We start from the raw sequence: 10,671 nt of genomic DNA on the forward strand, positions 1-10,671 counted from the left end.
TCAGTCCCGCGCCGCGGCGGCGCTCCGCTTCAGGAACCCGATGGCCGGCGCCAGCGTGCCGGCCAGTTCCTCGGCCAACTGCGCCTGATCGGCGCCCGGCTGCTCCAGGCCCGCTTCCAGGGCACGGGCCGCCCGACGCAGGGCCAGACAGCCATATTGGCCCGACACGCCGGCGATCTTGTGGGCCATCGCCCCGGCCGTTGCCCGGTCCCCCGCCTTCAGCGCCGCGGTCAGCGCCTGCCCATGCTGGTCCAGAACCGCAGCCGTCCGGTCGAGCAGTTCGGCGGCGCGGGCGGCGGGCAACATCTCCCGCATCGTTCTGATCGCCCCCTCGTCGAAGGCCGGCTCGGTAGCCGGCGGTGCGGCTTGCGACCCGTCTCCCGGCTTGGAGGACAAGGCGTCCAGCCGCAGCGGCTTGGTCAGCATGCCGTCGGCGCCGCAATCGGCACAGCGGTCGCGCCCTTGCGCGGTGGCGCTGGCGGTCAGCATGAGAATGCGCGGGGCGGCGCCGTTCGGCTGCCGGCGGATCGCGCGGACCGCCTCGTCGCCGGGCAGGCCGGGCAGGTCCAGATCCATCAGGATCAGGTCGAAGCCGCCCTGCGCAGCCGCCGCGACGGCGGTCGGGCCATCCTCCACCGCCACCACCCGATGGCCGGCACGTTCCAGCAGGACGCGGGCGGCAAGGCGGGTGACCGTCTCGTCCTCCGCCAGCAGGATCTGCAAGGGCTGTGCTTCGCCCGTCCGGTCCGCCGTCATGCCGATCCGCTCTCCCTGGTTGATATGATCGCCCACTCTACCCGGTTTCGCGCCGTGGCGCACCGGTAAGGTCAGGGGAGCGGCGGGATCACACCGTGGGCGAGGCCTGGGTGAACATCGGATCCTCGATCCGGTGCAGGCGCCCGGCGCCGGTCATCGCGGCGCGCAGCAGCAGGGTCTTGCGGCGGGCGGCGGCCAGCTTGGCGATCGGCGCCTCGCGCAGGACCTCCGCGCCATAGGCGTCGGCAACCATCAGCCCGCAATCCTCCGGGATCAGTTCGGTCGGGAACCCGTCGTCGACGGCAAAATAGAAGGCGTCGCACCAGTCGCGATACTCCTGCCATTTCTGATCGGAGCGGAAATCGGGAACGCCGCTCTTCACTTCGACGATCAGAATGCTGCCGGCTTCGTCGATGGCCAGCACGTCGGCCCGCCGGCCGCTCGCCAGCCGAAATTCGGTCAGGGTCGCATAGCCGCGCAACGCCAGCGCCCGCCGCACACCACGGAAGATCGGCGGAGCACCCCCGGCCGGGAGGCCGGAGTCGCTGTCGGATACCGGAACGGCAAAATCGTCGCTCATGGCGCGGTGCCACCATCGAAATAGGAACGGGTGGGGAACATGGCTCCACAATGACCGGTCGCCGCGTCGCCGCCAAGGGGCAAAAGTATGGCTGGTCGCGATCAGGCCGTCCCAGTCAGCTTGGCAGAACGACCGGGGGCAGGGGGGCCGGACGGCAGCGGTCGCGCGGCAGGCTGCGCTCGGCGGGGAAGACCAGCACCGCCGCGGTACCGACCCCCGGCTGGCTGGTCAGCTCCAGCCGTCCGCCATGCATCTCAACCAGCCGCTTGACGATCGGCAGCCCCAGCCCGGTCCCACGGGAGTTGCGGGCGATGGTGGAGTCCGACGGCTCGAAGGGGTGGAGGATGTGCGGAAGGTCGGCGGTCGGGATGCCGACGCCGGTGTCCGCCACCATCAGCCCGAGCCCGCCGTCGGGCATGAGATTCACCGTCAACACCACTTCGCCGCCGGGACGGGTGTGGGTGACGGCGTTCGACAGCAGGTTGGTCAGCATCTGGATCAGCGCCTGGGCGTCGCCCCGCAGCAACGGCAGGCCGGGCGGCACCTCACGGCGCATGCGGACGTCGCCTTCCGCCGCCGCCTCCTGCAGGGCGGAAACGACCCGCAGCGACAGCGTGTCCAGATCCACCCCGTCCTCCGCCAGCGGCATCCCGCCGCTGTCCAGGCGCGACAGCTCCAGAATGTCGTCGATCAGCGCCAGCAGGTGGGTGCCGGCATCGCGGATGTCGCCGGCATAGCTGCGGTAGCGCGGATTGCCGAGCGGCCCGAACGGCTCCGACAGCAGCATTTCCGAGAAGCCCAGCACCGCATTCAGCGGCGTGCGCAGCTCGTGGCTCATCTGGGCCAGGAAGGCGCTCTTGGCGCGGCTGGCGCTTTCCGCTTCCGCACGGGCGGCGCGTGCCTCCGTCTCGCGGATGCGCAGCCGCTCCTCGTTCAGCTTCAGCGTGGTGACGTCGGTGTAATGGACCAGCACGCCGCCCGGCACCGCATGTTCGCGGCTGAGCAGCCAGCGCCCGTCGGGCAGCGGCACCACCACCGGCGGCTCCTGGCGGCGATGGCGCTCCAGCCGCGCCGTCATCCAGACCGCACGCTCCTCGTCGGTGGTCAGGCGCGGATCGGCCAGGGCGAAGCCACGGGCCAACTCCTCGAACGGCACGCCGGGAATCAGCCGGTCGGCCAGGGCGGGCAGGTCCTTCTTCAGCCGGCCGTTGGCGTGGACCAGACGGTCCGCGTGATCGAACAGGGCGAAGCTCTCGGCGCTGTGTTCCAGCGCCGCGGTCAGGCTTTCGGCCAGCGCCTCGGCCACGGACGGGTTCTCGGGGCCGAGATCGGTCAGGATGGCGCACAGGCCGCCGGGGGCCGGTCCGGCCGCAACCCGCCAGCGCACCGGCGTCGTCCCGCGCCGGGCGGCGACGGTGCGCTCCACCGGGCCATGCAGGGCATCGGCCAATGCGGCGAACAGTCCGGGGCAGGCGGCATCGGTGCCATCCCCGCGCAGCCGCTTGCCGGTCAGCGGAACGACGCCCAGCAGCCGCTCCGCCGCCGGGTTGGCCGACTGCCATTCCAGGTCCGTCAGCGCGCCGGTGCAATCGGTGTGCGCTTTGAAGAGGGCAACGGCGTCCGGTAGTTGCAGCATGGCGAACAGCAGCGGATCGATCGACGGGAATTTCCCGGCCTCGGCCCTGTCGTGCCCACCATCGGCACAAGTCTGCGCGTCGCAATCCATTCCGCCATCATTGCGGGCCATTCCTAAAAAACACTGAAGGCCCGGCTTGGAAGGTCATCGAATATTTGTCGAATTGTAACATGGGAGGCTGATTGTTGAATCAGTTTTGTGGATTTGTCGAAAAAGCAACGAAAGGTTTGATTGAGGATACCGTTATGATCTTCGCGCGAAGTCTGCCGAATGGCGGGCTTTGCAACGGGCCGCGCCTTCCATAGTGTTGAGTCCTATCGGAGCATGAGGCATGGGATGCAGGTGTGACCGTGAACGGCAGCCAAGACGACGCCGGCGGTGCTGTGCCGGCCATTCTGGTGTTCGGAGCCAACGGACTGCTGGTCGATTGGACGCCCGCGGCAGCGGACCTGCCCGCGCTCGCCGGCCGCCTGATCGCCGGTCTGTCGGCCGAGGAACTGTGCGCCCACCTCTCCTCCGGCGCGGAAACGGGCTTGATGCCAACGGGCGTAATGCCGAAGCACACGGTCCTGCCGCTTGCCGGCGGCGGCGCGGTGTGGCGGTTCCACGGTTCGCCTCCGTCCTCGAGCGCTCGCACGGCTGTGGCCACGCCGATGGATGATCCCGCCGGGCGCCTTTTCGCCGCCGCGAGCCATGACCTGCGCCAGCCCCTGGCGGCGCTGTCCCTGCTGATCGGCACGCTCGATGGCAGGCTGGGCGGCAGGCTTGATGGCCGGGAGGATCGCGACCTGCTGCGCTCGATGGCCCAGGCAGTGGAATCGATGCGCAGCATGGTCGACGGCCATTTCGACCTTGTCCGTCTGGAAAGCGGCCTCACCGAGCCGGACATCCGCACCCACGCGGTCAACGGCGTGCTGATGCGCCTCGCGCTGGAGGTGGCGCCGCGCTTTGCCGACCGTGGGCTGCGCTTCACCGTGATGCCCTGTTCCGCCATGGTGCGGACCGATTCCGCTTTGCTCGAACGTCTGCTGCATGGCCTGGTTGCCAATGCCCTGCGCGGGACGATCCGGGGCCGCGTGCTGCTGGGCTGCCGCACGCGCGGCGACCGTCTGCGCATCGAGCTGTGGGACAGCGGCCGTGGCCTGTCGCCGCAACGTCTGGCCTCCCTGCGGGCGGAACTGGCGAAGCCGGCCGGTGAAGGGGCGGGAACGCTGGGGCTGGACTTGACCCTGGTGCGCGGCCTTGCGCGGAAGCTCGGCCTTGGGCTGGAAGTCTGCGCCGAGGACGGGCGAGGCACCGTCATCGCCGTCGTGGTTCCCCTGTCGGTCGAAACGGGCGCCGACGCGACCGATACCTCCGGCCGGGAGGAGGCCGTCGCGGCCCCGGCGCCGGACAGCAGCACCGCCGACATCAGCCGCACCCGCATCCTGGTGATCGAGGACGACCTCATGGTGCTGGCCGCGCTGGAGGCGCTGCTGGGGCAATGGGGGTGCAGCGTCGTCGGGGCGGAGTCCTACGACATGGCCGTCGAACGGATCGGTCCGGTCCCGGAACCCTTCGACCTCGTCATCTCCGACCTGCGGCTGAAGGGAGCGGCCAATGGCATCGTCGCCATCCGGCAGATCGCCAAGCTGTTCGACCGTCCCGTGCCCGGCATGATCCTGACCGGCGATACCGATCCCAAGCGCCTGCGCGAGGCGCGGTTGTCCGGATACCCTCTGCTGCACAAGCCGGTCGCGCCGCTCGCCCTGCGTGCCGCCGTCGTCCGCCTGCTCGGACATGATCCCCTTTGATAACAAAGATCAAGTTTGGAAATCGAGCCTTTCGGGAAAGCGTGTCGAATATATAGTGTCGCATCTTTCGGCCCCTGCTGCGGTGCAATGACATTCCTGAAACAGAGGTGGGGGATGCGGCGAAATGCAACAAGGTTGCGACGTTTATTCGCAAGGCAAGCTCAATCTCATCCTCCTATCGGCGGAGTGAACTCTTCCTTTGGTTTGATGGTGAACTTAAACATACCCATTTATGATTTTGCTTCGCTATGATCCGGTTTGAGCAGCGACTGTTCGAACGGATGGGTTGGGGGGCGTTCGGATGAACCGGCGATATATGGCGGGGGGAAGGACGGCAGCGCTGCCGGTGATCATCATCGCCGGGCTGTTCCTGTCGCTTTCGGCCTTTCTGCTGGTCCGCAGCGCGACGAGCCAAGCCGAACATGCCCTGGCCGACCGTCAGGCGATCCAGCTCCACGACGAGCTGAAGGCGAGCTTCGAACATCAGAGCGTGCTGCTGCGTGCGCTCAGCGGTCCGTTGGCCGGCCCCGCCCCGGTGACGGATGCGAGCTTCGCATCGGCGGCCGAACCGCTGCTGCCGCTTTATCCCAATCTGCGGGCGGTCGCCTGGGCGCGGCGGATTTCCGAACGGAACGTGCCGCTGCTTGAGCGGGCGATGCACTCGGCCGGCTACACCTCGTTCGCGGTTCGCAATGCCGATGGGGGAAGCGGTCCGGAATACGGAAGCCGTCCCGAATACGACACCACCGGGATGGCCGCGGACCGGTTCGTCAACGTGCTGGCCGAACCACAATCCGCGGCCGGACTGATCGGCCTCGACATGGCCAGTCTTCCCGGCCAGCGCGACGTGCTGGTGCGGTCCTGTGCCGCCAATCGTCTGGTCGCGGCCGAAGGCGAGCCGTTACGGGCGAATTTGGGCGAGAATTCCGTGCTGCTCTACCTGCCGGTCTATACCCGCGAAGTCGAAGACGATCCGGGCCGGCTGGTCGAGCCCATCGTCTGCGATCTGCTCACCGGTTTCCTGTGGACCAGTTTCGACATCGGGCAGTTGCTGCGGGATGCGGTGCGCCGGGTCGGCCTTTCCATCGGCGACGTCTATCTTCTGGAGCCGCCGGTCCGGCCGGATATGGGCGCGCCACGGATGCTGGCCGCCGAAGGGGCGATCGGCCGTCCCGGAGAGCTGCCCCATCCGCCGGTCGATCCCCTCACCGTCGAGCAACTGACGGGAGACGAGGCGCCGCATGCCATCGTCCGCGACATCGCCTTTGCCGGGCGGGTGTGGCGGCTCTATGTGCTGCCGGACGCGGCGCGACTGTTCAGCGCGGACGACCGGTTGGCCTGGACCATGCTGATCGGCGGGATTCTCCTGACCGCGGGCGTTGCGGCCTATGTCCTGCGGGAAGCGCGCACCAAGCGCCTGCTGCGGACCGAGGCGCGTGCCCGTGCCGCCATGGCCCGCGCCCTGCGCGAGAGCGAGGAACGCTTCCGGCTGGCGCTGCGCTATTCCAAGGTCACGCTGTTCAGCCAGGACTGTAACCTGAGGCATCTGTGGATCTATTGCCCGCGCACCGACCTGCATCCGGAGCGGATGATCGGCCGGACCGATGCCGAGTTGTTCCCGGCGGACGAGGCGGTGCGGATGTCGGCCATCAAGCGGTCCGTGATCGAAAGCGGCATCGGCACCCGGTGCGAGCTGGAGGTGACCTATGGCGGCAGCCGGCGGGTGCTCGACCTGTCGGTGGAGCCGATGCGCGACGAAACCGGGGCGGTGGCCGGCGTCGTCTGCGCCGCCATCGACATGACGGAATCGGTCGAGATCCGGGAGGCGCTGTCCCGCGCCCATGCCGATGCGGAGCGGGCCAATCAGGCGAAGAGCCGCTTCCTGGCCGCCGCCAGCCACGATCTCCGCCAGCCTTTCCAGGCGATGAGCCTGTTCCACCACATCCTGATGAGCAAGCTGGACGATCCCCAGCAGGTGGAGGTGGCGAACAAGCTGGGGGAGGCGCTGACCGCCGGCAACACGCTGCTGTCCACCCTGCTCGACACCTCCGCGCTGGAGGTCGGCAACGTCAAGCCGCGGGTCGGGGAATTCGATGTCCAGGACATCCTCGCCCGGCTGTCGGTCGAGATCGGCGATCAGGCGATCGACCGCGGGCTCCAGCTGCGGACCGTCGACTGTTCCGCCCGGGTGCAGAGCGACCCGATCCTGCTGGAGCGGATGGTCCGCAACCTGCTGGTCAACGCCCTGCGCTACACCACGGAGGGACGGATCCTGCTGGGCTGCCGGCGCCGGTCCGACGCCGATGGCGGGTTCCGCCTTTCCATCGAGGTGTGGGACACCGGCCCCGGCATCGCCGAGGCGGAAATGGCGGCGATCTTCGAGGATTTCTACCGCTGCGGCACCGACCAGCGCGACAGCGGCCGGGGACTGGGGCTGGGGTTGTCCATCGTCCGCCGCATGTCCCAGATGCTCGACCATCCCGTCACCGTGCGGTCGCAGGTGGGACGCGGCACCGTCTTCGCCGTCAGCGTGCCGCTGGTCGAGCAGCGCTGCCATTGCAGCGCCGCGGCGGAGTGAGCAGCCGCCCCCGCCTTCTGTCCTGGACCTCCTGTCCCGGTTCCTCCATACCGCAGCGCGCAATGGTGGCAGTTCTGCCGGCGGGTCCGCTTTTCTCGTCCGCGTCCGCGCAAGTTTCGGTTATGCTGCGGCTGCTCACTGCACCGAAACGATCCCAGTAACCCAGCTGCAACAATAGCTTGGCGACTTTATTGATGTAGGTCATTGGGCTCCCTCGCCATAGGGGCTATTGCTTTCGCACAAGCACACTCCTTGGATAATCCTTGGAGGGCGAAGGTTCCGCTTCGACGGAACCCAACAAGACGGAGTCCGGCCCGTCGCCATGGCATGCCCCCGAAGGGCGCCGATGGCAGCGTGAACCGGGCTTGGGAGGATACGGCCTGCCGCCGCGACGGATGCCCCGGTCCAACGGGGCATCCGTTCCGGTCACCGGCATTCGGGCATCCGCCGCCTCGGGGCGGGGTCCGTTGGTCGGGCGCCGCGATCCTTTTCAGGAGCATTCTAGTATGGACACCGCCATCGCCGCCCTCTCCGCCGCCCCGGCGGGTCGCAGCGGCCTCGTTCCGACCGGCAAGAACGGCAGCCCCATGATCGAAAACGTCACGTTCGAGGAAATCCACATCGGCCAGCAGGCCAGCCTGTCGCGCCGCCTGACCATGTCCGACATCGAGCTGTTCGCGACGGTGTCCGGCGACCTCAACCCGTCCCATGTCGACGAGGATTACGCCGTCGACCACAAGGTGGTCGGGCATGGCATGTGGTCGGGCTCGCTGATCTCCGCCGTTCTCGGCACCCTGCTGCCCGGCCCCGGCACCGTTTATGTCGGCCAGGATCTGCGGTTCGAGCGTCCGGTCCTGCTGGGCGACATCGTCACCGTGACGGTCACTGCCAAGTCCAAGGATGCGGTGCGCAAGACGGTCGTCTTCGACTGCCTCGCCGCCAACCAGGACGGCAAGACCGTGGCGACCGGCATCGCCGAGGTGATCGCCCCGACCGAGAAGGTGCGCCGCGCCGCCGCGGAACTGCCGCAGGTGCAGGTGATCCGCCATGACGGTCACGAGTTGATGCTGAAGAAGTGCGAGTCGCTGCCGCCGGTGCCGACCGCCGTCGTCCACCCCTGTGACGAAAGCTCGCTGCGCGGCGCCGTCGAGGCGGCGGAGGCCAACCTGATCGACCCGGTTCTGGTCGGTCCGGAAGCCAAGATCCGCTCCGTCGCCGAGACGTACGGCCTGGACATCTCGCGCTACCGCATCGTCGACGTCGCCCATAGCCATGCCTCTGCCGAGACCGGCGTGCGGCTGGCCCGCACCGGCGAGTGCGAGGCGGTGATGAAGGGCAGCCTGCACACCGACGAACTGATGGGCGAGGTGGTGCGCAAGGAGACCGGGCTGCGTACCGGCCGCCGGCTCAGCCACGTCTTCGTGATGAACGTCCCGACCTATCCGCGTCCGCTGCTGATCACCGATGCGGCGATCAACATCTACCCGACGCTGGAGGACAAGGTCAGCATCGTGCAGAACGCCATCGACCTCGCCAAGGTGCTGGGCGTCGAGGTGCCGCGCGTCGCCATCCTGTCGGCGGTCGAGACCATCAACACCAAGATCGCCTCGACGCTGGAAGCCGCCGCGCTGTGCAAGATGGCCGACCGTGGCCAGATCACCGGCGGCATCCTCGACGGCCCGCTGGCCTTCGACAACGCCATCAGCCGCGAGGCCGCCATCACCAAGGGCATCAAGTCTGAGGTGGCCGGGCAGGCCGACATCCTGCTGGTCCCCGACCTGGAGGCCGGCAACATGCTGGCCAAGCAGCTGTCCTTCCTGGCCCATGCGGACGCCGCCGGCATCGTGCTGGGCGCCCGCGTGCCGATCATCCTGACCAGCCGCGCCGACAATGTGCGCACCCGTCTGGCGTCCTGCGCCGTGGCCGTCCTGTCGGCCGCCGCCCGCCGCCGTGGTGCCACCGCCGCGGCCGAGTGAGAAAGCCCGACGCCATGTCCAACGCGATCCTCGTCATCAATGCCGGCTCCTCCAGCCTGAAATTCTCGGTGTTCCGGGATCATGGCGGCGGGGATCCGGTGGTCACCGTCAACGGCCAGATCTCGGGCATCGGCACCCAGCCGGTGTTCGAGGCCAAGGACGCCCAGCGCCGCCCGCTCGCCGAAAAGATCTGGGGGGCGGGGGAGCCCAGCGACCGTACGGCGCTGCTGTCCTACCTGCTCGACTGGATCGAGGAACGGCTGGAGGGGGCGACCCTGATCGCCGCCGGCCACCGGGTGGTGCATGGCGGCATCCGCCACGCCACCCCGGTGCTGCTGACCTCCGCCGTGCTGGATGAACTGGACGGTCTGGTGCCGCTGGCTCCGCTGCACCAGCCGCACAACCTCGCCGCCATCCGCGCGCTGGCCGAGGCGCATCCGGAGCTGCCGCAGGTCGCCTGCTTCGACACCGCCTTTCACCGCAACCAGCCCTGGCAGGCGCAGACCTTCGCCATTCCGCGGGAACTGACGGAGGAGGGCGTGCGCCGTTACGGCTTCCACGGCCTGTCCTACGAGTACATCTCCCGCCGCCTGCCGGAAATCGCGCCGGATCTGGGCGATTCGCGGGTGGTCGTCGCCCATCTCGGCAGCGGCGCCAGCATGTGCGCCATCCATGGCGGGCGTAGCGTCGACAGCACCATGGGCTTCACCGCCCTGGATGGCCTGCCGATGGGCACCCGCTGCGGCACCATCGACCCCGGCGTGCTGATCTACCTGATGCGCAAGGGCATGGACGCCGGGGCCATCGAGAAACTGCTCTACAACAAGTCCGGCCTGCTCGGCGTGTCGGGCATCTCCAACGACATGCGCGCCCTGCTGGAAAGCAGCGACCCGCATGCGCAGGAGGCGGTGGAGCTGTTCTGCTTCCGCATCGCCAAGGAGACCGGCGCGCTCGCCGCGTCGATGGGCGGGGTGGACGCCGTGGTGTTCACCGCCGGCATCGGCGAACGCTCCGCCCCGGTGCGGGCGCGGGTCGGCGACAAGCTGGCCTGGATGGGAGTGGAGATCGACGCGGCGGCCAACGAAGCCAATGCGACGAAAATCTCGACCGCCGGCAGCCGTTTGCCGGTCTATGTCATCCCGACCGACGAGGAACGGATGATCGCGCTGCACACCCGCAAGGTGCTGACGGGGCGGTGAAGGGTGTAGCATCGCGGCCCCCTCCCTAACCCTCCCCCGCTAACGCGGGAGAGGGGACTGCCGCTGTACGTCTGCAAAGCTCCTACCCCCTCTCCCGCGAAGCGGGGGAGCAACCATGTTGTTTTCATGGTGAGTGTGGCATTGCCTCCCATT

At 68.4% G+C, this 10,671-nt stretch carries 7 protein-coding genes; 4 read left to right on the forward strand and 3 right to left on the reverse strand.

Features of this window, described 5'->3' with window-relative positions:
• The 3 genes from TSO5_RS22515 to TSO5_RS22525 form a co-directional block, all read right to left on the reverse strand.
• On the reverse strand, positions 1-756 hold the full coding sequence (locus tag TSO5_RS22515; protein WP_109153730.1) for a response regulator: 756 nt from the start codon (positions 754-756) through the stop codon (positions 1-3).
• A gap of 88 nt (positions 757-844) precedes the next feature.
• Positions 845-1,336 carry an MmcB family DNA repair protein gene (locus TSO5_RS22520; protein ID WP_109153724.1) on the reverse strand — a complete coding sequence of 164 codons (492 nt, stop codon included), beginning with the start codon at positions 1,334-1,336 and terminating at the stop codon, positions 845-847.
• Between the two features lie 115 nt (positions 1,337-1,451).
• Complete coding sequence (locus TSO5_RS22525; protein WP_247870900.1) at positions 1,452-3,062, reverse strand: PAS domain-containing sensor histidine kinase; 1,611 nt, start codon at positions 3,060-3,062, stop codon at positions 1,452-1,454.
• 260 nt (positions 3,063-3,322) lie between these two features.
• Between TSO5_RS22525 and TSO5_RS22530 the strand changes: the two genes are divergently transcribed.
• The 4 genes from TSO5_RS22530 to TSO5_RS22545 all read left to right on the forward strand — a co-directional run bounded on the left by TSO5_RS22530 (position 3,323) and on the right by TSO5_RS22545 (position 10,518).
• Positions 3,323-4,765: a hybrid sensor histidine kinase/response regulator gene (locus TSO5_RS22530; RefSeq protein ID WP_109153732.1), complete on the forward strand. Its 1,443-nt coding sequence runs from the start codon at positions 3,323-3,325 to the stop codon at positions 4,763-4,765.
• Between the two features lie 301 nt (positions 4,766-5,066).
• Positions 5,067-7,343: an ATP-binding protein gene (locus tag TSO5_RS22535; protein WP_109153725.1), complete on the forward strand. Its 2,277-nt coding sequence runs from the start codon at positions 5,067-5,069 to the stop codon at positions 7,341-7,343.
• Between the two features lie 587 nt (positions 7,344-7,930).
• Positions 7,931-9,319: a bifunctional enoyl-CoA hydratase/phosphate acetyltransferase gene (locus TSO5_RS22540; protein ID WP_109153733.1), complete on the forward strand. Its 1,389-nt coding sequence runs from the start codon at positions 7,931-7,933 to the stop codon at positions 9,317-9,319.
• A gap of 14 nt (positions 9,320-9,333) precedes the next feature.
• Positions 9,334-10,518, forward strand: a complete 1,185-nt coding sequence (locus tag TSO5_RS22545; protein WP_109153726.1) for an acetate/propionate family kinase — start codon at positions 9,334-9,336, stop codon at positions 10,516-10,518.
• Positions 10,519-10,671 lie beyond the last annotated feature (153 nt).

The organism is Azospirillum sp. TSO5 (genome assembly GCF_003116065.1).
GTDB lineage: Bacteria > Pseudomonadota > Alphaproteobacteria > Azospirillales > Azospirillaceae > Azospirillum.

What these genes read in the sequence shown, in the direction of transcription:
- TSO5_RS22515 (WP_109153730.1), bottom strand. Translation starts at nt 756, where the DNA reads ATGACGGCGGACCGGACGGGCGAAGCACAGCCCTTGCAGATCCTGCTG.
- TSO5_RS22520 (WP_109153724.1), bottom strand. Translation starts at nt 1,336, where the DNA reads ATGAGCGACGATTTTGCCGTTCCGGTATCCGACAGCGACTCCGGCCTC.
- TSO5_RS22525 (WP_247870900.1), bottom strand. Translation starts at nt 3,062, where the DNA reads ATGGATTGCGACGCGCAGACTTGTGCCGATGGTGGGCACGACAGGGCC.
- TSO5_RS22535 (WP_109153725.1), top strand. Translation starts at nt 5,067, where the DNA reads ATGAACCGGCGATATATGGCGGGGGGAAGGACGGCAGCGCTGCCGGTG.
- TSO5_RS22540 (WP_109153733.1), top strand. Translation starts at nt 7,931, where the DNA reads ATGATCGAAAACGTCACGTTCGAGGAAATCCACATCGGCCAGCAGGCC.
- TSO5_RS22545 (WP_109153726.1), top strand. Translation starts at nt 9,334, where the DNA reads ATGTCCAACGCGATCCTCGTCATCAATGCCGGCTCCTCCAGCCTGAAA.